The following is a 23,330-nucleotide window of genomic DNA, read 5'->3' as shown; positions in this document are numbered from 1 at the left end:
CCTACCCATGAATGCTTCGCATCCCGTAACCCTGAGTGTGGCCATCGCGCTGGCGCTGTCTTCCTGGATCGCTGCGGCCAGTCCGCAGGCGGCCGCAGCGGCCCCCACCACGGCGCCGCAGAGCGCCGCGCCGGCCGTACGTAACGTGCAGCCGCTTGCCGATGACGCGCAACGCGTGCTGGCACTGGAAGGCGCCTGGAACGTGCGCACCTTCGCGGGCCTGCAGGGGCGCAACGGACCCATTCCGGCCATGGCCTTCGTCCGTACCGCGGACCTCAGCCGCCTGACCGACGCCGACAAGGACAGGCTCGCCGCCGCGGGCGTTGCGCTGGACATCGACCTGCGCACTGGTGACGAGGAGCAGCAGTCGCCCGACGTGCTCGCAAAGGATCCGCGTTTCGACTACCAGCGCATCTCGTTGATGGGCACCGAGAAGATGGACCTGCAGAAGATGATGACCAGCTTCCCGGACACGCTGGGCGCGGCCTACGTGCAGTGGCTGGGCAGCAACCAGCCGCAGTTCCGCGAGGTGTTCCAGCGCATGGCCGCGCAGCGCGATGGCGCGGTGCTGTTCCATTGCACGGCCGGCAAGGACCGCACCGGCATCATCTCCGGCATCCTCCTGGACCTGGCCGGCGTGCCGCGCGCGGACATCGTGCACAACTACGCGGTGTCGGCGCACTACCTGGAGGGGCAGCCCAAGGACAGCGCCATGAACGTGCAGATGATGGCGCTGCTGAAGCAGCATCCGGAGATCGCACGGAAGATGGCCGGCATGGGTGGTACCGCGCCGGAGAACATGGAGATGTTCCTCGACACCCTGCACCAGCAGTACGGCGGCGCGGCGGGCTTCCTGAAGGAAGTCGGCTTGAGCGAGGCTGAAATCCACAGCCTGCAGGTGCGACTGGGCCAGGCCGGCTGAGTCGAACAGGGCAGGTGCCGACCAACGGTCGGCACCTGCCGCCGGTGGCGCTATTCCGATGCGTCCCGTAGCGAACCGCGGATCGAACGCGCCAGGTCGCTGCGGGTGAAGGGCTTGGGCAGGATCGCGATGCTCTTGCCCACCGCGCCGCTGGCATCGATGTCGCGCGGGTAGCCGGAGGTGAACAGCACGCGCAGGTCGCGCTTGTGCGCCAATGCGCGTCGGGCCAGCTCCCAGCCGGACATGCCCGGCATCACGATGTCGGAGAACAGCAGGTCCACGCTCACGTCGGTGCGCTCGAGCAGACGCATCGCCGATGCGCCGTCATGTGCCTCCAGCACGCGGTAGCCCAGCTGGCGCAGGGTCTCGACCGTGTAGGCGCGCACATCGTCGTTGTCTTCGGCGACCAGCACCGTGGCCTCGTCCTGCATCTCGTAGCCGGCCAGGCCGCGGGTCTCCGTCTTGCCGTCCTGCGGCAGCTCGGCGGCCGAGCGCGGGAACAACAGGGTAATGGTGGTACCTACGCCCACCGTTGAATCCACCAGCACATGGCCACCGGACTGCTTGGCGAAGCCGTAGACCATGGACAGCCCCAGCCCGGTGCCGCGGCCGACCTCCTTGGTGGTGAAGAACGGCTCGAACACCCGCGTGAGGGTCTCGGCGGACATGCCGTGGCCGGTGTCCTTCACCCGCAGCATCGCGTAGTGACCCGGTGGCACATCCGGGTTCTGGACGCTGAAGTCATCGTCCAGGTGTGCGTTGTCCACCTCGATGATCAGGCGGCCACCCTCGGGCATCGCATCGCGTGCGTTGACCGCCAGGTTCAGTACCGAGGCCTCGAGCTGGCTGGGGTCGACCTCCACGCACCAGATGTCCGGGCTGTGCACCATCTCCAGCTGGACCAGTTCGCCAAGCGCGCGCTGCAGCATGTCCTGCATGTCGCGCACCTGCGCGTTGAGGTCCACCGGCATGCTTTTCAGCGGCTGGCGGCGCGAGAAGGCCAGCAGCCGCTGGGTCACGTTGGCCGCGCGCATCACGCCCTTCAGCGCGTTGTCCAGGGCGCGCGACGAGTTGCCCGCCGCATCGCCGAGGCGCTCGGTCAGCATCTTGGCGTATTCGACGTTGCCGGCGATCACGGTGAGGATGTTGTTGAAGTCGTGGGCGATGCCGCCGGTCAGCTGGCCCACCGCCTCGATCTTCTGGCTCTGCCGCAGCGCTTCCTCGGCCTGGCGGCGGGCGGTGGTTTCGACCGCCTCGGACACCACCGCAGTGATGGTTCCTTGATGGTCGAGCAGCGGGCGGAACGAGAATTCGAAGGCGCGCTTGCCGGTGGGCAGGCGCAGCTCGAGCTCGTGCCGCGAGGCATTGCCGGCCGCGGCCTCCAGCACCGCCTGGCAGACGATGGCGGGCACGCCCTCGGTATCGGCAAACCAGGCCGACTCGCAGTAGACCGCACCGCGCACGTCCTCCTTCGTGGCCAGAATGGCGGCCAGCGAGGCGGAGTTGGTGTCGATGATGCGCCCATCCAGCGTGAGCAGGTTCTGGTGTTGGAAACTGGATTCGAACAGCGCCTGCAGCCGGCTCTCGCTGCGGTGCAGGGCCGAGGTGCGCTCGTTGACCTGGCGTTCCAGCGATTCGTTGCTGGCCTTCAGCAACGACTGTGCCTGCTTGAGTTCGCTGATGTCGCGGGCCATGGCGTAGTAACCCAGCACCGCGCCTTCGGCGTCCAGCTCGGGCACGAAGTCCACCTGTGCGTAGCGCGGCGGACCGGCGCGACGGGGGGCCAGCGTTTCAAAACTCACCCGCTGGCCGCGCAGCACGGTGTCGAACTGTTCCTGCAGGCCGGCAAAGCCGTCGTCGCCGACCAGCTCGCGGGCATGTTTGCCGACCACGTCTTCAGGCGCCAGGCCATGCCATTCCACATACGCCTGGTTGGCGAAGCGGTAGTGATGGTCGCGGTCGAGGTAGGCGATCAGCGCCGGCAATGAGTCGGTGATCAGGCGCAGGCGCTGGTGGCTTCCGCGCAGTTCGTTCTCCACCTCGAGCAGCCGGCGCCGCTCCTCGCCCTCCTTGATGGCGCGCAGGATGGCATCGGGCAGCCGCTGCAGCCGCGCCTTGACCACGTAGTCGCGCGCGCCACGCTTCAGCGCTTCCACGGCGAGCTCTTCGCTCAACGTGCCGGACACGAAGATGAAGGGCACCCCGGGCGCCAGCTCGCAGGCCAGCTCCAGCGCGCGGTCGCCGCTGAACCCGGGCAGCACGTGGTCGGCGAGGATGACGTCGAAGTCATGCGCGGCCAGGGCGTCACGCATGCCTTGGTCGGACCAGGTGCGTTCGACGGTAAACGGCAGGCCGGCGCGGCGCAGCTGCAGGGTGATCAGCTCCGCGTCCAGTGCACTGTCTTCGACCATCAGAACCCGGATCGATCTACCCGATGAAGCTTCAGCCATCGTTGCGACTCTTGGCGCCGAACAGGGTGCCGTGCGGCGGTGGTTGGTTGGTGATGCCCCAGAACATGCCCAGGCCCTGGATGGCTTCCAGGAATTCCTTGAAGTCCACCGGCTTCACCACGAAGGCATTCACGCCCAGTTCGTAGCTGCGCACCAGGTCCTGCTCTTCGCGCGAGGAGGTGAGCATCACCACCGGCGTACTGCTGATCGTGGCATCGGTACGGATTTCCTTCAGCACTTCCAGCCCGTTGAGCTTGGGCAGTTTCAGGTCCAGCAGCACCACTACCGGGCCGCCGTGCATGGCGCCGGCGTAGCGGCCCTGGGTGCGCAGGTACTCCAGCGCTTCCACGCCGTCGCGCACGTGGGTCACTTCGTTCAGCAGCTGGCAGCGCGCCAGTGCAGCCAGTGTCAGCTCGGCATCCTTGGGGTTGTCTTCCACGAGCAGAATCGGCCGCAGATCTCTCATACGTTGTCTCCAGTAACAAAGGGAATGGTGAAGAAGAATTTGGCGCCCACTCCCAACTGCCCTTCGGCCCACGTCCTGCCGCCGTGGCGGGTGATGATGCGGTGTACGTTGGCCAGGCCGATGCCGGTGCCCTCGTATTCGTCAGCATGGTGCAGGCGCTGGAACACGCCGAACAGCTTGTCCACGTAGCGCATGTCGAAACCGCAGCCATTGTCCTGGACGAAAAACACGTGCTCGGTGTCCGTGCGGTAGTGACCCACCTCGATGCTGGGGTGGGCGGTGTCGCGGGTGAACTTGATCGCGTTGGACAGCAGGTTCTGCCAGACCAGGCGCAGCATGCCCGGGTCGGCCTGCACGCGCGGCAGATGACGGATCGTCCAGTGGATGGTCCGACCCTCGTATTCCATGTCCAGCTTGTGCCGTACGTCTTCGACCAGGGCGGTCATGTCCATGGCGATCTGCCCCATCGTGGACCTGCCCATCTGCGAGAAGCTGAGCAGGTCGTCCACCAGTGTTCCGGCCGATTGTGCAGACTCGACGATGGTGTCGAGAAATCTCTTTTCTGAATCGTTTAGCCTTTCGCCGGCCGAGGCCCAGAGCAGTTCCGAATAGCCCACGATGTGGCGGAACGGCGCACGCAGGTCATGGCTCACCGAATAGGAGAACGCTTCAAGCTCCTTGTTGCTGCGCAGCAGCTGCTCGTTGAGCACGGCCATCTCCTCGGCCTTGCGCAGCACGATGTCCACGATGGCGGTGCGCAGTTCCAGCGCGGCATCGCGGTCGACATCGTTCCACGGCAGCGACTGCCGGCGAACCGTCTGCTTCCAGCCCTCGAACGAGGTGCGCGGCGACAACGGCTTGCCGGTGTCTTCCTTGCGTGGGTCGCCGCCCCAGCGCACCGTGCGCACGACTTCCGGGCGGAACCACAGCACGAAACTGTCGTGGATCTGGGAGATGGAAATGGCCAGCACGCCGCTGGCGACGTCGGCGAAGGCGTCCGCTACGTTCCAGTCCAGCGGCAGCCGGTCGGTGCAGAACAGATCGCCCTCCTGCTGCTGGACGGTCAGCCATTGCACCAGTTGCATCACCTGCTCCTGGCTGGGGCAATCGCCATGCAGGATGCATTCGCCGCGGTGCACGATGGCCGCACCGCCGGACTGGGTCAACGAGAGCAGGTTCTGATGATCGCGGCCCAGCGCGGCCATGAAGTCCGTGTCGCCGGCCATGCGGCCCAGCAGCCGCACCTGGATGGCGCGGCGCGCGACGCGCTCTTCGACCACGGCGGCGCGTTCCTTCAGCGCGATCTGCAGCGACAGGATCTGCCCGATGAACTCGCAGGCGGTACGTACGTGGTAGGGCACGCGCTTGGGCGTTTCGTTGTGGCAGGAGATCAGCCCCCACAGCTCACCTTCGCGCAGCAGCGAGACCGACATCGAGGCGCCGGTGCCCATGTTGCGCATGTACTGCAGGTGTACGGGCGAGACGCTGCGCAGCATCGCCGGGCTCAGGTCCGTCGGCGGCGCGTCCGCGTTGGCGGCGCTGCGCACCAGTGGCACCGCGCGGTAGTCGCTGTCGGCGATCAGGCGCACCCGGTTCTGCCGGTACAGCGCACGCGCCTGGGCCGGGATGTCCGATTCGGGGAAGCGCAGGTCCAGGTAGCTGGGCAGCACGCCATTGCCATCCTCGGCCACCACCGCGCCGTTCCATTCCGGGTCGAACTGGTAGACCAGGGTGCGGTCGAAGCCGGTCAACTCCCGGATCTGCACCGCCGCCAGCTCGCACAGCTCGCGGGTGGTGGCCACCCGCTCGATCGCGCCCATGAAGCGGCGGATGGCCGGGTAAAGGTCTTCCAGCGAGCCGGGCTCGCCCGGTACCGGCTCTTCGAGTTCGATGATCAGATCGTCGCCGATGCGGTGCGCGACCACGTGGTGGCCCCCATGGCTGCCGATGGGGTGGGCACCCAGGAAGTGGGACGTGTCCGGCGCGAGCGCTTCGAGCGCCGGCCTGCAGCTGATCAACGCCGCGCCCAGCGCTACGTCAATGGGCTGGCCCAGTGGATCGCCCAGCGTTTCCAGCAGGTCCGCGCGTGCGACCGCGCGCTCCTTCACGTGGAGGGTCTGTGGATCCAGTACCAGGATGAGGCCGTAAGGTTGGATGGCGCCTGGGGTACGTATTGGTTCTCTGGCACAGCTGTTGAGATCCAAGGCGTTTTCTTTCGTGTTCCAGGACGACATTCGTTGATTTTCCCCAGCAGGCGCGTGCTTGCGCCAATAGCTTGGCATATCCGTGGCACTTCCTTCGTGAGGAAGTGATGGATCTGGACGCAGGGACAACCCTCGGCGATGCCGCCTTCGTTGGCGATCTTCGGCAGGCGGTCACGCGCTCGAAGAGGCGGTTTTATGAACTAGTCAGGATTGTGCATTCGGCCTTCACGCGATAGCCGTTGTCGTGATGGTTCGTCTACCTGAATTCATTTAAGCTCAGGCGCACACAAGCCCTGTCGCGCCGTTGCGCCGGGGCTTTCCCACTTTTTCCTTGCAGGAATCACCCCCATGGCGGCATTGCAGCAGCGCACGATCGACCTTCTTCGCGCCCATCAGGACACCGTGGTGGTGCAGTGGGCCCAGCAGTTGGCCGCCCAAGGCCAGGACGGGCGTCTGGGCGCGCGCGAACTGGACAGCCAGGTGCGCGAGTTCTGGCGCCTGTTCCAGGCCGCCTTGTCCACCGCCACTTCGGGCAGCAGCGTGGCCGGCAACGAATGGCAGGACATCCGCCAGTTCCTGGAACAGCTCTCCCGCGACCGCGTGCTCAAGGGATTCAGCTCCGCAGAGACCGCCAGCTTCCTGTTCTCGCTCAAGCGCCCGTTGTTCGAGCTGATCCAGCAGAACTTCGCCGATGACCCCAAGGCCTTGGGCGATCAGCTGTGGGTGGTCTCCGAACTGATCGATACCCTTGGCCTGCACAGCGTGAAGGTGTTCCAGAAGACCCGCGAGGAAGTGATCCAGCGCCAGCAGGAAGAAATGCTGGAACTGTCCACCCCGGTCGTGAAGCTGTGGGAGGGCGTGCTGGCCCTGCCGATGATCGGCACGCTCGATTCCCAGCGCACCCAGGTGGTCATGGAGTCGCTGCTGCAGCGGATCGTCGACACGGGTTCGGAGATCGCCATCATCGACATCACCGGCGTGCCCACCGTGGACACGCTGGTGGCCCAACACCTGCTCAAGACCGTTACCGCGATCCGCCTGATGGGCGCCGATGCGATCATCAGTGGCGTGCGTCCGCAGATCGCACAGACCATCGTGCACCTGGGCCTGGACCTGCAGGGCATCGTCACCAAGGCCAACCTGGCCGATGCACTGGCGTTGGCGCTCAAGCGCACCGGCCAGACGGTGACCAAGGTCGCCCGCTGAAATGGACCGCATCCCTATCCTGCAGATGGGCGATCTGCTGCTGGTGACCATCCAGGTGGACATGCACGACCAGCTTGCGCTGACCCTGCAGGACGACCTGACCGAGAAGATCCGGCTGACCTCCGCGCGTGGTGTGCTGATCGACATCTCCGCGCTGGATATCGTCGATTCGTTCATCGGCCGCATGATTTCCACCATTTCCTCGCTGTCGCGGATCATGGACGCCACCACCGTGGTGGTGGGCATGCAGCCGGCCGTGGCGATCACGTTGGTGGAGCTGGGGCTTACCCTCACCGGCGTGCGTACCGCGCTCAACGTCGAGCGTGGCATGCACCTGCTGCGGCAGCCTGACGAAGAGGCGCCATGACCAGCGTGAGTGGATCGCTGCCGATCCGCGTCGAACAGGACGTGGTGCTGGCCCGCCAGGCCGCCCGCCAGGCGGCCGTGGCCTGCAAGCTGCGGCTGATCGACCAGACCAAGCTGGTCACGGCGGCCAGTGAGCTGGCCCGTAATGCCGTGATCTACGGCGGCGGTGGCGAGATGACCTGGGACGTGGTGGACAGCGGCGTGCGTCGTGGCCTGCGCCTGGTGTTCTCGGACAACGGCCCGGGCATTCCCGATGTCGCCCAGGCGCTGACCGATGGCTGGACCTCCGGGAACGGCATGGGGCTGGGCCTGTCCGGTTCGAAACGGCTGGTGGATGTGTTTGAACTGGAGAGTGCGCCCGGCCAAGGCACGCGGGTCGCCATCACCAAATGGATCTGAACTTTGCCGGCCGCGTCACCCGGGTCGTGGTTGTGGAGGAAGTGTCGCAGGTGGGCCAGGCCCGTCGCGAAGCGCTGTCCATGGCCGATGCCATCGGCTTCGATGAGATGGATGCGGGCCGTGTGGCCCTGGCGGCCACCGAGCTGGCCACCAACGTGCTCAAGCACGGACGCGGCGGGCGCATGTACCTGTCCGTGGTGTGCGGGCGTGGCGGTGAGGGCATTGAACTGTGCACGCTGGACGCCGGGCCGGGCTTCTCGCTGGCCGAGGCCATGCCGGACGGCTATTCGACCGGGGGCACCCAGGGCCTCGGGCTGGGCGCGATCCGGCGCCAGGCCACGGTGCTCGATGCCTGGTCGGACGACAAGGGCAGTGTGGTGGTGGCACGCATCTACGCCAGCCGCGCGGCCCGCGATGTGGATGTCCCGTACGGCGCCCTGCGCCTGGCGATGCGGCACGAGGTGGCCTGTGGCGACGCCTGGCACCTGCGTGCGGACAGCCAGTCCGTGGGGGTGACCCTGATCGACGGCCTCGGCCACGGGCTGCCCGCCTCGGATGCGGCGCAGGCCGGTGTGGCCGCTGCGGCCGAGCGTGGCAATGCTGCGGCGGCGGACGTGATTGGTGCGCTGCATGCGGCCATGTCCGGTACCCGCGGCGGCGCCGCGGCCGTCGCCACCGTGAATGTGGGCAGCGGCTCCCTGGAGTTTGCCGGGATCGGCAACATCTCGGCCACCCTGTGCGAACCGACCACCACCCGCGGCCTGGCCTCGCACCCGGGCATCGTCGGGGTGCAATTCCGCAAGGCCCAGCCATTCCATTTTCACGCGGCCGCAGGCACGCTGCTGCTCATGCACAGTGATGGACTGCAGGCGCGCTGGAGCCTGCGCGCTTACCCCGGCCTGTTCCACCGCCACCCGGCCCTGATCGTGGCGGTGTTGCAGCGCGATTTCGATCGCGGCCGCGACGACACCGGCATCATCGCCCTGCGGCTTGGAGACCTGCATTGAACGCGCTTTCACCCGAACAGGAACTCGACCAGCTGCGCGCGCAGGCAGAGGCGCTGCGCACCGAGCTGGAAGAAACCAACCAGGGCGTGCTCGCCCTGTACGCCGAACTGGACCAGCAGGCCGAACAGCTGCGCGAAGTGTCCGAGCTGAAGAGCCGGTTCCTGTCCTACATGAGCCATGAGTTCCGCACCCCGCTGGGCTCGATCCTGAGCATGACCCGGCTGCTGGAAGACGGCATGGACGGCCCGCTGACCGACGAGCAGCGCCGCCAGGTGCGCTTCATCAGCGGCTCGGCCAGCGAGCTGTGCGAGATGGTCGACGACCTGCTGGACCTGGCCAAGATCGAAGCCGGGCGCATCACCATCTCGCCGGCCTGGTTCGACCTGATGGACCTGTTCTCCGCCCTGCGCGGCATGTTCCGCCCGCTGGTCGAAGGCAACCAGGTGGACCTGCTGTTCGAGGACCCGCCGCCGTTGCCGTTGCTGTATACCGACGACAAGAAGCTGGCGCAGATTCTGCGCAACTTCATTTCCAATGCGCTCAAGTTCACCCCGAACGGGCAGGTGGTGGTGTCGGCCCGGCTGGTGGACGACCACTCGGTGCGCTTCAGTGTGCGCGATACCGGTGTCGGCATTCCGCAGGACGTATTGCCCACCCTGTTCGAGGACTTCGTGCAGGTCGATTCGCCGCTGCAGAAGCGCCTGCGCGGCACCGGCCTTGGCTTGTCGTTGTGCAAGCGCTTCGCCGAGCTGCTGGGCGGGCGGGTTGGCGTGGTCAGCGCGGTCGGCGTCGGCTCGGAATTCCATGTCATCCTGCCGCTCAACCTGGCCGCGGAGACCGTCGATGCCGATGCGTGACACGATCCTGGTGGTGGACGACAACGCGGCCACCCGTTACTCGGTGCGCCGGGTGCTGGAACATCACGGCTTCAGCGTCGAGGAGGCCGGTACCGGCGGCGAAGGCCTGCTGCGGCTGGCCGAGCAGGACTTCGGTGCGCTGGTGCTGGACGTCAATCTGCCCGACACGAGCGGCTTCGACGTGGTCCGTCAGCTGCGCGCCGATCCGCGCATGCAGCTGCTCCCGGTGGTGCATGTGTCGGCGGCGTCCATCGCCACCGGCGATCTCATCACCGGTCTGAACGCCGGCGCCGATGCGTACCTGATCCACCCGGTGGACCCGGATGTGCTGCTGGCCACGCTGCGCAGCCTGTTGCGCGCGCGCCGTGCCGAAGAGGCATTGCGGGAGGCCGAAGCACGCTTCGGCGAGATCTTCCGCCAGATCTATGCGCCGATCGGTGTGCTCGATGCGCAGTTGCAGGTGCATGAGGCCAACGACGCGTTCAAGCGCCTGCTCGGCGATGACCTGGGTACCGGGCGGGTCGAGTCGCTGCTCGAAAACCAGGTCGCGCCGCTGAGCGCGTTGAAGGTCGCGCTGGCCGAAGGCGAGCGCTGGCAGGGCACGTTCGCGCTGCAGGTGCAGGGTAGCCGGCGCGTGACCGAATGGCGGGTGACGCCCTACAGCGCGCCCGGGCTGGGCCTGGTGCTGGTCGAGGACATCACCGAGCGCCACGTGCGCGAACTGGAGCAGCGCCAGGAACTGGAGAGCGCCACCAGCGAACTGGCGTTCCAGATCGCCGAACGCGAACGCACCGAGATGGAGCTGATGCAGTCGCAGAAGATGGACTCGCTGGGTCAGCTCACCGGCGGCATCGCGCACGACTTCAACAACCTGCTGACCACCATCATTTCCGGGCTGGACATGATCGAGATGTCGGCCAGCGCCGGCAAGTGGGACAAGACCGCGCGCTATGTGGATATCGCGACCGCATCGGCGCACCGCGCGGCGGCGCTGACCCAGCGCATGCTGGCCTTCGCCCGCAAGCAGCCCCTGGACCCGCAGGCCTTCGACGTGGTGGCCCGGGTGCGTTCGCTGGAAGACATGCTGCGGCGGTCGATCGGCGAGAACATCGAACTGGAACTAGAGCTGGGGACGGAACCGCTGGTGGCGGTGGCCGACCCCAACCAGTTCGAGAACGTGATGCTCAACCTGGTCATCAATGCACGCGATGCCTTGGCCGGTTCGGGCCTGATCCGGATCCGCGCCGGGCGCACCCTGATCGAGCGCGACCATGAGCTTTCGCCGGGGCAGTACATCAGCGTCAAGGTGATCGACAACGGCAGCGGTATCCCGCTGGAGTTGCTGGGCAAGGTGTTCGAGCCGTTCTTCACCACCAAGCCGCAGGGCGAGGGCACCGGCCTGGGGCTGTCGATGACCTACGGGTTCGCCCGCCAGTCCGGCGGCAGCGCCCGCATCGCCAGCGAACAGGGCGAAGGCGCCGAGATCGAACTGCTGCTGCCCGAAGGCCAACAGCAGATGAAGGAAGAGGCGGCGTCGCCGCTGCAGGTGCAGCGCGGCCAGGCCGAGCGCATCCTGCTGGTGGACGACACCGACTCGGTGCGCATGATGGTGCGCGAGATGCTGATCGAATCCGGCTACCAGGTGGTGGAGGCGATGAACGCCCAGCAGGCGCTGCTCGAACTGCATTCGGACCGCGAGGTGCAGCTGCTGCTGTCCGATGTCGGCCTGCCGGGCATGAACGGCCGCGAGCTGGCCGATGCCGCGCGCGCGCTGCGCCCGACGCTGCCGGTGCTGTTCATCACCGGCTACACGGAAAGCGCCGCGGTGCGGCACGAGTTCCTCGGCGAGGGCATGTCGCTGCTGCCCAAGCCGTTCAGCGTGCACGAGCTGCTGCGCAGCGTGCGCGCGATGTTCGGTCCGGCGTGATCGCGTAGCGGCCCCAGTGGGGCCGCACTGCCGTCAGTCGCCTGCGGCCAGCCCATGGCCTCCCACCGGCTCGGTCTCGAAGCGCTCGCCGAAACCGGTGATATGCGGCCGGGCGCGGGCAATGGCCTGCTGCACGCCGGGCAACGCCAGCGACGCATGGTGCAGCTCTGCGCTGTCCCAGACTTCGCTGATCCAGATGGCATCGGCGTCGGCGGGATCCTTTGCCACCACATAGCTCCGGCACCCCGGCATGGCCTGGGTACCCTCCAGCAGGATCGCGATGACCCCGTCGCGCTCGCCGGGAGCGATGTTCATCTTGCCGATCAGTCCATACATGGGCGTGCGCCTGCCTGCGGAAGAACGCGCAGCGTGCGCCGCCCGGGTGCGACGGTCAATGCGCGGCAACCTTCGCTGAACCGGGTCAGGATTCGGCGCTCAACATTGCCATGACAGGGCCGTTACCAGCTGATGTCCCGGCCCGCCGGGCCGCAATGGACTGCGTGACGTAGTAGCGGCGCCCACGGCGCGCGCTGTTCTGTACTCCTGCCTGGAACACCCCCATGTCCGCGTCCCGCTCGACCGCTTCCAAGCGCCCCGGCAGCATCGCCAACCGGCTGATGCTGGGCACCGCCCTGATTGCCATGCTCTGCTTCGGCGTGACCGCCGCCCTCAGTTACCGCGAGGCCAGCCAGGCGCTGCTCGACGCCTCCCGGCGGACCATGGAAAGCCAGGCCGAGGCCGAGTCGCGCCGGGTGGGCGCAGACCTGGCGGCGGCGTTCGCCACCAGCCATGCGCTGGCCGACAGCCTGGTGGTGCAGCATCGTGCCGGCGGCCTGTCGCGCGTGACCGCCGCGCAGGTACTTCAGCAGCAGCTGCAGTCCCATCCGGAATGGGTGGGCATGGGCACGCTGTGGGAGCCGGAGGCCTTCGATGGCAAGGACGCGGACTTCGTCGGCACCGAGGCCCACGACGAAACCGGCCGCTTCATGAGCTACTGGGCCTGGCAGAGTGGCACGCCGGTGCAGGATGTCCTGAAGGGTTACGACGTGCCCGGCGATGGCGACTGGTACCTGCGTCCGCGTGCGCTCAAGCGGCAGACAGTGAGCGAGCCGTACGAGTATGAGATCGCGGGCAAGAAGGTACTGATGACCACCCTGTCCACGCCGGTGCTCGACAACAGCGAGTTCCTCGGCGCGGTCACCGTCGACTTCGGCCTGGCGGCATTGCAGGAGCGTCTCGCCGCGCTGCGCCCGATGGGCGAGGGCCATGTGGAACTGATCTCGCCCGGCGGCATCGTGCTGGCTGCACAGGATGCCAAGCAGATTGGCCAGCGCCGCGACGATGCGCTGACTGCGCAGGTGCTGGCGGCGGTCGCCAAAGACCAGCGCTTCGAAGCCTTCACGCCCGATGCCGCCGGCAACGTGAAGGCCTACGTGCCACTGCGCATCGGGGCGAGCGAAGAACGCTTCGCCCTGGGCGTGATCGTGCCGTACGCATTGATTACCGCACAGGCGCGCGCGCTGCTGTGGATCATCCTCGCCGTGGGCTTTGGCGCCGCCCTGGTGCTCAGTGCGAGCGTGTACGTGCTGCTGCGCCGCCAGGCGATCCGCCCTCTGGCCGATGCAGTACGGCTGTCGGCCGAAGTGGCCGAAGGCCGCCTGGACACGCCGCTGCCGCCGCCGCGCGATGACGAGGTCGGCCGGTTGCTCGAATCCATGCAGCGCATGCGCGGACAGTTGCGTGCGGTGATGGCCGCGCAGGGCGAGATGGCGCACCGCCACGACGCCGGCGAGCTGGGCTATCGCATGGACGCACAGGCCTTCCCCGGCGAATACGGGCGCATGGTCGAAGACACCAACCAACTGGTTGGCGCCAACATCGCCGTGACGCGTCGCCTGGTCGAGGTGATGCAGCGGTACGCGGTGGGCGACCTGTCGCAGGACATGGACCGCCTCCCCGGCGAGCAGGCCGTTTTCACTGATGCCATGGATACCACCAAGGCCAACCTGCGCGCGATCAACACCCAGATCCGCGAGCTGGCCGGCGCGGCGGCGCTGGGCGACTTCACCCAGCGCGGCGACGTGGTCCGCTTCGACCATGACTTCCGTGCCATGGTGGAGAACCTCAACACCATGATGCAGGTCAGCGACGACAACCTGCAGCAGATCTCCGCGCTGTTGCGCGCCATCGCCGCCGGCGACCTCACGGCGCGCATGCAGGGGCAGTTCCACGGGGTGTTCGCGCGGATGCGTGACGATGCCGATACCACCGTGACCCAGCTGACCAACATCGTCGGCCGCATCCAGCAGGCCACCGCCAGCATCAACCTGGCCGCCGGCGAGATCGCCTCGGGCAACAGCGATCTGTCGCGTCGTACGGAACAGCAGGCGGCCAGCCTGGAAGAGACCGCGGCGTCGATGGAAGAGCTGACGTCCACCGTGCGCCAGAACGCCGATCACGCTGTGCAGGCCAACCGGCTGGCGGCCGGTGCGGCGGACGTGGCCGAACAGGGCGGGCAGGTCGTGGGCCGGGTAGTGAACACCATGCTGGGCATCGAAGCGTCGTCGAAGCGGATCGCCGAAATCATCTCGGTGATCGATGGCATTGCCTTCCAGACCAACATCCTGGCGCTCAATGCCGCCGTGGAAGCGGCGCGTGCGGGGGAGCAGGGGCGCGGCTTTGCGGTGGTGGCCAGCGAGGTGCGCGCACTGGCGCAGCGCTCGGCGGGCGCCGCCAAGGAGACCAAGCACCTGATCGACGACTCGGTCGCGCAGGTGACAGAGGGCTCGGCGCTGGTGCAGACCGCCGGAAACACCATGCAGGAGATCGTGACCGGCGTGCGCCGGGTCAACGACATCATGGCCGAGATCTCCGCGGCCTCGAAGGAGCAGTCCGCCGGCATCGAGCAGGTCAACCAGACCATCACCCAGATGGACGAAACCACGCAGCAGAACGCGGCGCTGGTGGAAGAAGCCACTGCCGCCGCCCGTGCCATGGAAGAGCAGGCCCAGCATCTGGGCACCGCCGTGGCGAGCTTCCGCACGGCCGCGGCTGCGCCTGCTGCAGTTCGGTTGGCGTCAGCCGCCTGAGCAACAAAAAAGCCCGGTCTTTCGACCGGGCCCTTTTGGGTGATTCCAGCGGCACCGCTTACCAGCGGATGCCCTGGAAGGGATTCCAGCTGGTGTCACCCTTCACCTGTTCCAGGTAGTAGTTGTAGTTGGTGGTCAGCGCGATCAACAACGACCATGCGATGGCGACGCCGCGGCCGATCGCATCAGGCAGGAATGCCACCACCACGGCCAGCACGACGGTCAGGCCGACGATCGTCAGCGCTTTTCGCCACATGCCCAGGATGAAGAGGTAGATGCAGCCAAAGAACAGCGCGAAGAAGTTGAAGTTGACCTTGATCTTCTGGCCGAACGGCAGTGCCTTGTAGGCCGCCTTGAACGCGGGCGAGTTGGGCGCGCCGTGGGTGTTGAAGAAGTCGAAACGGAACTGCCACTTGGGGCTGCGGGGTGAGGCGATGTTGGAATCCATATCCACTTAGCTAGTTTGAAAACGTTTACATGATAGTCGTTGGCTATCAGTTGGCGCCAGTTCTCTGACGCCAGTCAGCGGTGAGATCCCGCCGCCAGGACGACGTCACACATTCGTCCGAAAATTCATATAGGGTTCGCATTCCGCGCGGCAGGGAGCCCCGCGGCGTATTTGGAATGCCACGAGAAACCAGACCATGTCGAGTGTAGTGATCTACCCTGAGCGCCCTCAGGCCGGCCCGCGGATCGCGCCGTGCCCGATCGCCACCCAGGCGCAGCATCTGCTGGCACAGCTGCAGTATTCCCACGTCGGTTCGCGCGCGTTGGCGCGGCCGCCGGTTGAAACCGACGTCGCCGTCGAGGTCACCCCGGCCTGACGCGTGCGCGGGCCGGCGTGCGGCCTGTTGCCGGTCCAGCTGCCCCGGCGATCGGGGTGCAGCCGGCCGGTTCGGCAGGCCCGCATTGCGCAGGGCAGGGGACGCCGTGATCGCGGCGGCTCTCCGGCTCGCCCCTGCGCCGCCACCGGTGCAGCGCACCTGGGCGGGGCGTGCTGAATAGGGAAATCCTTATGCCGCAAGGCCTGCGGCCAATTGTCGCAACTGGCTCCGCCGGCCGTCCGGTTGAATTTGCTGAATGGGGAGAAATCGCCGAGAGACCCCTTCGCGCCCACCTTACATTTGCCCCCCTATGCTGGGCCGCATTTTTCGTCCCAAGCGGTTGGAGAGTTCGTGGGTTCCGGTAGTCACAGACATCAGCGGGGCGCCGACCACGGCCAGGCCCGCGCAGGACACAGCAGCGCCCACTGGATTTGCGCCACGCAGGGTAACCGCGCATGAGTGTGCAGACAGTCAACGCCACGCTCGACGCGGGGCGCTCGGTGCTGCCCGCCGAATCCCCCTTGGGCATGCCCGAACAGACCTTCCGCGACGGGCGGCTGCAGGTACCGCGCCAGCGCACCGCGCCGCGCATGATCGCGCTGCGTCGCTTCTATATCTTCGGCGGCACTGCGGCGATGACCGCGGCCGCCACCCACATGATGTGGAAGGTGCTGTCCATCAACGGCCTCTCCGTACTGGAAGGCTGCCTGCTGGTGCTGTTCGTGGCCCTGTTCGCCTGGATCGCGCTTTCTTTTGCCGGTGCCGTCGCGGGCTTCCTCACGGCCGTGTTCGACCGGGGCTACAAGCTGGGCATCGATCCGGACCAGCCGCTGCCGCAGGTGCACACCCGCACCGCGCTGCTGATGCCGACCTACAACGAAGACCCGCGCCGGCTGCTCGCCGGCCTGCAGGCCATCTACGAATCGGTGGCCAGTACCGGGCAGCTGGAACAGTTCGACTTCTTCGTGCTCAGCGACACCCGGCGCGACGACATCGGCGCCGCCGAAGAGCAGGCGTTCGATGAGCTGTGCGCCGCCGTCGGCGGGCATGAGCGCCTGTTCTATCGCCGCCGTGGCGACAACACTGGCCGCAAGGCCGGCAACATCGCCGACTGGGTGCGCCGCTTCGGTGCCGGCTACCCGCAGATGCTGATCCTGGACGCCGACAGCCTGATGACCGGCGACACCATCGTGCGGCTGGTCGCCGGCATGGAGCACAACCCCGACGTCGGCCTGATCCAGACGCTGCCGGCGGTGATTGGCGGGCGCACCCTGTTCGCCCGCATGCAGCAGTTCGGCGGGCGCGTGTATGGCCCGGTGATCGGCCGCGGCGTGGCCTGGTGGCATGGCGCGGAAAGCAACTACTGGGGCCACAACGCGGTCATCCGCACCGAGGCGTTCGCCGACAACGCCGGGCTGCCGCCGCTGCCCGGCCGGCAGCCGTTCGGTGGCCACGTGCTCAGCCATGATTTCGTGGAAGCGGCGCTGATGCGCCGCGGCGGTTGGGCCACGCACATGGTGCCCTACCTGCGCGGCAGCTATGAAGAAGGCCCGCCGACCCTGACCGACATGCTGGTGCGTGACCGCCGCTGGTGCCAAGGCAACCTGCAGCACGCCAAGGTAGTGGGCTCCAAGGGCCTGCACTGGGTCAGCCGCATGCATATGATGATCGGCATCGGCCACTACTTCACCGCGCCGATGTGGGCGATGCTGATGCTGATCGGCATCGCCATTCCGCTGTTCCAGGGCGGTATCGACTTCAGCGAGATGCTGCACCTCTCGCCGGGCGTGTACTGGCGCCAGCAGGACGAGACCCAGGTGATCCGCATGTTCGCCATCACCATGGCGGTGCTGCTGCTGCCCAAGGTGCTGGGGTACTTCGCGATGCTGCTGGACCCGGTCGAGCGGCGCGGGTGCGGCGGTGGTATCCGCGCATTCGTGTCGATGCTGCTGGAAACCGTGCTGGCGGCCTTGATGGCGCCGGTGGTGATGTACGTGCAGTCGCGCGGCGTGGCCGAAGTGCTGGCCGGCAAGGACTCGGGCTGGGACGCGCAGCAGCGCGATGACGGCGGAATTTCCTGGCCAGCGTTGATCAAGGGCTACGGTGGCCTGAGCGTGTTCGGTCTGTTCATGGGCATACTGGCGTATGCCGTATCGCCGGCCCTGGCCGCGTGGATGGCGCCGGTGGTGATCGGCATGGTGCTGGCCATTCCGGTGGTCGCGCTCACCTCCGGCCGTCGTGCCGGCGATCTGCTGCATCGCCTGGGACTGATGGACATTCCCGAGGAGTCGGCCCCGCCGACCATCCTGGTGCGTGCGGCGCAGCTGCGCCGCGCCGCCGCCGAACGCGCCGCCCACTGATCCGCGCAGGCGACTGGCGACGGTTACCGCCTCGCGCTTGTAGAGCCACGCCATGCGTGGCTGTGCTCCAGGACGCATAATGCGGCCAGAACGTACTGGAGCCGCACGATGTCGCAAACGCTGGAAACCGTAGTCAACGAAACCGCCGCCAACCCCCAATGGGCCGTGCTCTGGCTGCATGGGCTGGGTGCGGACGGCAACGACTTCGCGCCGATCGTGCCCGAGCTGCTGCGCCCGCACTGGCCGGCGATCCGCTTCGTGTTTCCGCATGCGCCGGTGCAGCCGATCACCATCAACAATGGCGTGCGCATGCGCGCGTGGTACGACATCGTCAGCATGGATTTCCGCTCGCGCGCCGATGCCGCCGGCGTAGATGCCTCGGTGCAGGCGCTGGACGCATTGATCGATGCCGAAGTGGCGCGCGGCATTCCTGTCGAACGCATCCTGCTGGCCGGCTTCTCGCAGGGCGGGGCGGTCATCCTCAGCGCTGCATTGCGCTCGACCCGGCCCATCGCGGGCTTGATCGCCTTGTCCACATACCTGCCGGACCCGCAGGCGGCTATCGATGCGGCAAGGCCCAACGGTGCCCGCCCGCCAGTGTTCATGGCCCACGGCATGCAGGATCCGGTGATTCCGCACGCCATCGCTGACGACACCGCCCAACGCATGAAGAACGCGGGCTTCCCGCTGGAGTGGCATTCCTATCCCATGGCCCACCAGGTCTGCGCCGAGGAACTGCAGGCGCTGGGCGACTGGCTGGACGCGCGCTTCAAGGCTCCCTGAGCCATGAACGACCTGCGCCAGCAACCCTGGCTGCCCGACCTGTGCCGACTGCCGCGGCTGGCGGCGATGCTCGGCCTGGCCGAGCTGGTGGTCGTGGTGGTGGCGCTGGTGCCGGATGGCAGCCGGCACTGGGGCGTTTCCGGTTTCCTGTCCGCCAGCGGCCTGGCGTTGTGGTTGGCACTGGCCGTGACAGTGTGTCTGTGCGCGGCACGCGCCACGCTGTCGCGCCTGCCCGAAATGCTGGGCACCGCGCTGGCGGTTGGCATGGCCGCGCTGATCGCGGCGCTCTGCACCGGCATCGTGCACGCGCTGTATGCGGTGCTGGACGTGCAGGGCTTCGCCGGTGTCATCGGCTTCTGGCGGTTCACGCTGGGCTGCGCGACGGTCACCGCATTGATTGTGGCGCTGGCGCTGCGCTACTTCTATGTCAGCGACCGCTGGGGCGCGCAGACCGTGGCCAATGCGCGCGCGCAGGCCGACGCGCTGCAGGCGCGCATCCGCCCGCATTTCCTGTTCAACAGCATGAATCTCATCGCCAGCCTGGTGCGACGCGATCCGGTGGTTGCCGAACGCGCGGTGCTGGACCTGTCGGACCTGTTCCGCGCCGCGCTGGGCGCGGGCGAGGGCGATTCCACGTTGCAGGCCGAGTGCGAACTGGCCGAGGCCTATCTGTCGATCGAATCGCTGCGCCTGGGCGAGCGCCTGCAGGTGCAGTGGCAGCGCGAGGAACCCCTGCCGTGGACGCTGGCGATGCCGCGCCTGGTGCTGCAGCCGCTGGTGGAAAATGCCGTGCTGCATGGCATTTCGCGGTTGCCCGACGGCGGCACCATCGTCATCGCGCTGTCCTGCGACGGCGGCACGCTGCATGTGCGCATCCAGAATCCGGCGCCGGACCCGGACGCCCGCGCGTTGCCGCTGATGCAGGGCGCCGGCCACGCCCAGCGCAACATCGCCCACCGTCTGGCCTGGCGGTTCGGGCCGGCGGCGCGGATGACGGGGGCATGGGACGGCGGCTACTATGCCTGCGACATCTTCGTGCCCGTCCAGTGAGGAAGCCTGCTTGAAAGTGGTGATCGCCGACGACGAGCCCCTCGCACGCGAGCGCCTGCGCAGCCTGCTGGCCGAACAGCCCGGCGTGGAGGTGGTGGCGGAGGCCGAGAACGGCGAACAGGCCCTGCATGCCTGCGCCGAGCTGCAGCCGGACCTGGTGCTGCTGGACATCGCCATGCCCGGGTTGGATGGACTGGAGGCGGCGCGCCACCTGGCTACCTTCGATCCGCGCCCGGCCGTGGTGTTCTGCACCGCTTACGACGCGCACGCGCTGTCCGCGTTCGAGGCGGCCGCCATCGATTACCTGATGAAGCCGGTGCGTCCCGAGCGCCTGGCCGCTGCGCTGGAGCGCGCGCGGACTTTCCTGGCCGGGCGCAATGGCCAGCCCAGCACGCCCAGTCAGCAGGCCCGCACGTTGTTGTGCGCGCGCCTGCGCGGCAGCCTGCGGTTGATCCCGATCGACGATATCCACTACATGCAGGCCGAGGAAAAGTACGTGGTGGTCCATCACGCGCGCGGCGAGGACCTGATCGAGGAGTCGCTGAAATCGCTGGAGGAGGAATTCGCCAGCCGCTTCGTGCGGATCCATCGCAACTGCCTGGTGGCGCGCCACGAACTGGTCGAGCTGCGACGGAATGGCGCAGGCCAGGTCCAGGCCGTGCTGCGGCATGGCAAGGCCCCGCTGGAAGTCAGCCGGCGCTGCGTGGCGAGCCTGAAGCAGGATCTGAAACACCTGTAATAATGGGCGCATGAACACCCTGCGCATCGCCACCCGAAAGAGCCCGCTTGCCTTGTGGCAGAGCGAACACGTCGCCGATCGCCTGCGCCAGGCCCACCCGGGGCTGGACGTGGTGCTGGTGCCGATGAGCACGCGCGGCGATGAAGTCCTGGACCGCTCGCTGGCCGCCATTGGTGGCAAGGGCCTGTTCCTCAAGGAACTGGAACTGGCCATGCTGCGTGGCGATGCGGACTGCGCGGTGCATTCGCTCAAGGACGTGCCGATGGAGCTGGACGCGCCGTTCGCGCTGCCGGCCATGCTGACCCGCCACGACCCTGCCGACGGCTTCATCTCCAACCTCTATGCCTCGCTGGATGCGCTGCCGATCGGCGCGCGCGTAGGCACGTCCTCGCTGCGCCGCCAAGCCCAGCTGCGCGCGCTGCGCCCGGACCTGCAGCTGCTCGACCTGCGCGGCAACGTCAACACGCGCCTGGCCAAGCTGGACAACGGCGGCTACGACGCCATCGTGCTGGCCGTGGCCGGGCTGGAGCGGCTGGGCCTGGGCGGGCGCATCGTGGCGCGGCTGGCGGCGCCGGACTGGCTGCCGGCGCCGGCGCAGGGCGCGGTCACGGTGGAATGCAATGGCGACGATGCCCAGGTGATGGCGTTGTTTGCCGCCCTCGACGATGCCCGCACGCGTGCCTGTGTGGAGGCCGAGCGCGCCATGAATCGCGCGCTGCACGGCAGCTGCCACGTGCCGGTTGCCGGCTACGCGCAATGGGAAGGCGAGAGCCTGTTCCTGCAGGGGCTGGTCGGCGGCGTGGCCGATGGCCGCCTGATCCGCGCCGAGGCGCGCGGCCCGGGAACAGATCCGGACGCGCTCGGTAAGGCGGTAGCGCAGGGTCTGTTGGACGGGGGCGCCGGCGAACTGCTCGCCGTTTAGAGCGCACCGACCAACGGTCGGTACCTACCAACAAAAACGCCGGCCAGAGGCCGGCGCTACGTTTCGGTGCGCTTCGCGTCGGTTATTTGAATTTGTAAACCACGTTCATCGTGGTCAACGTATCGGTCTTGCGCTTGTCTTCGGCCACGTCGCTGTTGTAACGCGCCTGCCAGCCGGCCTTCAGCGCCAGATGTGCGTTCATGCTCACCGACACGCCGAAATCGTTCTGGCCGAAGGTGTTGTACGAGCCCGATTCCACCAGCAGGGTGTTGACCAGGTCGGTGTTCGGGGTCAGCGAATACTTCACATCGAACAGCCCGCGGCCGATCAGGCCGGTGCGGGTTTCATCGTCTTCGGTGTTGTGCGTGCGGCGCACACCCGGGCCGATCTGGGCGTCCATGTAGAAGCGGTCACCTTCCACGAGCCGGGTGCCGTAACCCAGACCGAACGAGCCCTGGCGGTCGTAGGTGGCGAAATCGTCGCGCTCGTAACGCACCGTGGCGGTCAGCTGGCGGTGTTCGCCCAGCTGCAGCGCGCTGCCGGCGCTGCCGGTGTAACGGTTGGCGGTGGTGTTGCTGCGCTTGGTGACGGTGCCGTCGTCGTTGGTTTCGGTGTATTCCGAACGCGAACGCAGGCCGAACAGGTCCAGGCTGTGCACCCAGTCGTCGTCGGTGTAACGCAGGCGCAGGCGGCCGTTGGCGCTTTCGGTGTTGCTGTTGCCGCGGGCCGAGGCGAATCCGAATTCGCCGCCGCTGCCGCTCCACGGCGAGGTCATCGCGGCCGGATCGATGGTGTCCTGTGCAAAGGCCACCGGGGCACTCAGCAACAGGGAGGCAAGCAACGTCACGCGCAGGAACATCAACGGTTCTCCGGATCAGACAGGGGGGAGGAGCAACGGGTGATGATACTTGATGCCTTCACGCCGTTTTTCCATCTCGCCCCCTCGCTTTAGCAGAGGTTCGGACTCCACGCCTGTTCAGGGGACATCGATGCGCAGGCCGGGATCGTTGAAGCGCGAATAGTCCACCGTGGCCTGGAAGGCCTGTCCGTTGGTCTGGCCCTGCCGTTCGATCCGCACCGGCAAGCCCGCTCCGTTGATCCAGTACAGCAGGCCATCCGGCGCCGCCGTGGCGTGCCGGACGCGGTACTTGCGCGCCTGTTGGCCGGCCAAGCGCTCGCTGCCGAGATCCTCGACCTGCAGGTCGGCGGGCGCGGCGTCGGCCGGCAGCGGGCTGCGCCACTGGGCAAGCAGGCCCGGCGGTACCGGCACCTGGCGGACCTCGCCGGCACGCTGCAGGAAGAAGGTGCCGCCGATGATGGTCTGCACGCCCTCGTCGGTCTCGAGCCGGTAGCGGTCGGGCGCCACGAAGTCCATGGCCACCTTCAGCGTACGTGGGCCCTGCATCTGCAGGGTGGCGTGGAAGCTGCGCAGTTCGCCGAAGCGCTGGCTGGCTGCCAGCACCGCCTGGACCGGATCGGCTGCGGGCGGGACCTGCGTCGGCGCGGACAGAGGCGCAGCGCCGGCAGGGGGCGCCGGCGCGCGTTCGCAGGCGGACAGCAACAGGGACAGCACAACGGCAGCAGGCAACAGGCGCATGGTGGGGAAGGGGCGGGGGGCGGTAGCGGGCCTTCACGATAGCCGAAGATGGTGTCAGGTGTGCAGGGGTGAGATATATCAGGGGGACGCACCGAGATATCTAGCCGGAAGAACCCGGAAGAAGACGGTCATGGGCGGAACACCATGAAACGACATTGCGCC

The 23,330-nt window shown here is 67.3% G+C and carries 21 protein-coding genes; 14 read left to right on the top strand and 7 right to left on the bottom strand.

Features of this window, described 5'->3' with window-relative positions; all coding sequences use genetic code 11:
• Positions 1-7: 7 nt before the first annotated feature.
• Positions 8-922: a tyrosine-protein phosphatase gene (locus tag ACREPD_RS01925; protein ID WP_431597718.1), complete on the top strand. Its 915-nt coding sequence runs from the start codon at positions 8-10 to the stop codon at positions 920-922.
• Positions 923-972: 50 nt separating this feature from the next.
• On the opposite strand, the gene ACREPD_RS01920 is transcribed toward ACREPD_RS01925, so the two are convergent.
• From ACREPD_RS01920 to ACREPD_RS01910, 3 genes are read right to left on the bottom strand one after another with little or no spacing between them, the layout of a single operon-like run.
• Positions 973-3,372 (bottom strand): PAS domain-containing protein, encoded by a 2,400-nt coding sequence (locus ACREPD_RS01920; RefSeq protein ID WP_431597717.1) that lies wholly within the window; start codon positions 3,370-3,372, stop codon positions 973-975.
• Positions 3,365-3,838 (bottom strand): response regulator, encoded by a 474-nt coding sequence (locus ACREPD_RS01915; RefSeq protein ID WP_431597716.1) that lies wholly within the window; start codon positions 3,836-3,838, stop codon positions 3,365-3,367. Before ACREPD_RS01915 ends, ACREPD_RS01920 begins: the two co-directional genes overlap by 8 nt.
• On the bottom strand, positions 3,835-6,072 hold the full coding sequence (locus ACREPD_RS01910) for an ATP-binding protein (protein ID WP_431597715.1): 2,238 nt from the start codon (positions 6,070-6,072) through the stop codon (positions 3,835-3,837). The genes ACREPD_RS01915 and ACREPD_RS01910 overlap by 4 nt, the downstream gene beginning before the upstream one ends.
• A gap of 318 nt (positions 6,073-6,390) precedes the next feature.
• On the opposite strand from ACREPD_RS01910, the gene ACREPD_RS01905 reads away from it, so the two are divergent.
• The 6 genes from ACREPD_RS01905 to ACREPD_RS01880 are packed head-to-tail and all read left to right on the top strand — an operon-like array spanning position 6,391 to position 11,804.
• The gene (locus ACREPD_RS01905) at positions 6,391-7,248 is read left to right on the top strand and encodes an STAS domain-containing protein (RefSeq protein WP_431597714.1); all 858 of its coding nucleotides are present in this window, start codon (positions 6,391-6,393) and stop codon (positions 7,246-7,248) included.
• Position 7,249: 1 nt separating this feature from the next.
• Positions 7,250-7,615 carry an STAS domain-containing protein gene (locus ACREPD_RS01900; RefSeq protein ID WP_431597713.1) on the top strand — a complete coding sequence of 122 codons (366 nt, stop codon included), beginning with the start codon at positions 7,250-7,252 and terminating at the stop codon, positions 7,613-7,615.
• On the top strand, positions 7,612-8,013 hold the full coding sequence (locus tag ACREPD_RS01895) for an anti-sigma regulatory factor (RefSeq protein WP_431597712.1): 402 nt from the start codon (positions 7,612-7,614) through the stop codon (positions 8,011-8,013). Before ACREPD_RS01900 ends, ACREPD_RS01895 begins: the two co-directional genes overlap by 4 nt.
• On the top strand, positions 8,004-9,020 hold the full coding sequence (locus tag ACREPD_RS01890; protein ID WP_431597711.1) for an ATP-binding protein: 1,017 nt from the start codon (positions 8,004-8,006) through the stop codon (positions 9,018-9,020). Before ACREPD_RS01895 ends, ACREPD_RS01890 begins: the two co-directional genes overlap by 10 nt.
• Complete coding sequence (locus ACREPD_RS01885) at positions 9,017-9,877, top strand: sensor histidine kinase (protein WP_431597710.1); 861 nt, start codon at positions 9,017-9,019, stop codon at positions 9,875-9,877. The genes ACREPD_RS01890 and ACREPD_RS01885 overlap by 4 nt, the downstream gene beginning before the upstream one ends.
• Positions 9,864-11,804 (top strand): response regulator, encoded by a 1,941-nt coding sequence (locus ACREPD_RS01880; RefSeq protein WP_431597709.1) that lies wholly within the window; start codon positions 9,864-9,866, stop codon positions 11,802-11,804. The genes ACREPD_RS01885 and ACREPD_RS01880 overlap by 14 nt, the downstream gene beginning before the upstream one ends.
• A gap of 33 nt (positions 11,805-11,837) precedes the next feature.
• Here the strand turns inward: ACREPD_RS01880 and ACREPD_RS01875 are convergent, their stop codons facing one another.
• Positions 11,838-12,140 carry a putative quinol monooxygenase gene (locus ACREPD_RS01875; RefSeq protein WP_431597708.1) on the bottom strand — a complete coding sequence of 101 codons (303 nt, stop codon included), beginning with the start codon at positions 12,138-12,140 and terminating at the stop codon, positions 11,838-11,840.
• A gap of 224 nt (positions 12,141-12,364) precedes the next feature.
• Between ACREPD_RS01875 and ACREPD_RS01870 the strand changes: the two genes are divergently transcribed.
• The gene (locus tag ACREPD_RS01870) at positions 12,365-14,893 is read left to right on the top strand and encodes a methyl-accepting chemotaxis protein (protein WP_431597707.1); all 2,529 of its coding nucleotides are present in this window, start codon (positions 12,365-12,367) and stop codon (positions 14,891-14,893) included.
• A 58-nt stretch (positions 14,894-14,951) separates the two neighbouring features.
• On the opposite strand, the gene ACREPD_RS01865 is transcribed toward ACREPD_RS01870, so the two are convergent.
• A complete protein-coding gene (locus ACREPD_RS01865; protein WP_431597706.1) occupies positions 14,952-15,341 on the bottom strand; it encodes a DUF2628 domain-containing protein in 390 nt (129 codons plus the stop codon).
• Between the two features lie 196 nt (positions 15,342-15,537).
• On the opposite strand from ACREPD_RS01865, the gene ACREPD_RS01860 reads away from it, so the two are divergent.
• The 6 genes from ACREPD_RS01860 to hemC all read left to right on the top strand — a co-directional run bounded on the left by ACREPD_RS01860 (position 15,538) and on the right by hemC (position 21,571).
• A complete protein-coding gene (locus ACREPD_RS01860) occupies positions 15,538-15,717 on the top strand; it encodes a hypothetical protein (RefSeq protein WP_431597705.1) in 180 nt (59 codons plus the stop codon).
• Between the two features lie 455 nt (positions 15,718-16,172).
• Positions 16,173-18,077: a glucans biosynthesis glucosyltransferase MdoH gene (gene mdoH / locus ACREPD_RS01855; protein ID WP_431597704.1), complete on the top strand. Its 1,905-nt coding sequence runs from the start codon at positions 16,173-16,175 to the stop codon at positions 18,075-18,077.
• A gap of 108 nt (positions 18,078-18,185) precedes the next feature.
• The gene (locus ACREPD_RS01850) at positions 18,186-18,860 is read left to right on the top strand and encodes an alpha/beta hydrolase (RefSeq protein WP_431597703.1); all 675 of its coding nucleotides are present in this window, start codon (positions 18,186-18,188) and stop codon (positions 18,858-18,860) included.
• 3 nt (positions 18,861-18,863) lie between these two features.
• A complete protein-coding gene (locus ACREPD_RS01845) occupies positions 18,864-19,910 on the top strand; it encodes a sensor histidine kinase (RefSeq protein ID WP_421569723.1) in 1,047 nt (348 codons plus the stop codon).
• Between the two features lie 10 nt (positions 19,911-19,920).
• Positions 19,921-20,649, top strand: a complete 729-nt coding sequence (locus ACREPD_RS01840; protein ID WP_431597702.1) for a LytR/AlgR family response regulator transcription factor — start codon at positions 19,921-19,923, stop codon at positions 20,647-20,649.
• A 10-nt stretch (positions 20,650-20,659) separates the two neighbouring features.
• Positions 20,660-21,571, top strand: coding sequence for a hydroxymethylbilane synthase (gene hemC, locus ACREPD_RS01835; protein ID WP_431597701.1), 912 nt, complete (start codon positions 20,660-20,662; stop codon positions 21,569-21,571).
• A gap of 82 nt (positions 21,572-21,653) precedes the next feature.
• On the opposite strand, the gene ACREPD_RS01830 is transcribed toward hemC, so the two are convergent.
• Entirely contained in the window at positions 21,654-22,430 is a 777-nt protein-coding gene (locus ACREPD_RS01830) for a DUF481 domain-containing protein (protein ID WP_431597700.1), read from the bottom strand.
• A 117-nt stretch (positions 22,431-22,547) separates the two neighbouring features.
• Positions 22,548-23,168 (bottom strand): hypothetical protein, encoded by a 621-nt coding sequence (locus tag ACREPD_RS01825; protein ID WP_431597699.1) that lies wholly within the window; start codon positions 23,166-23,168, stop codon positions 22,548-22,550.
• Positions 23,169-23,330 lie beyond the last annotated feature (162 nt).

The organism is Stenotrophomonas sp., assembly GCF_050737075.1.
Lineage (GTDB): Bacteria > Pseudomonadota > Gammaproteobacteria > Xanthomonadales > Xanthomonadaceae > Stenotrophomonas.
The sequence above is the reverse complement of the archived record's forward strand: the minus strand, read 5'-3'. Positions and strand labels throughout refer to the sequence as shown.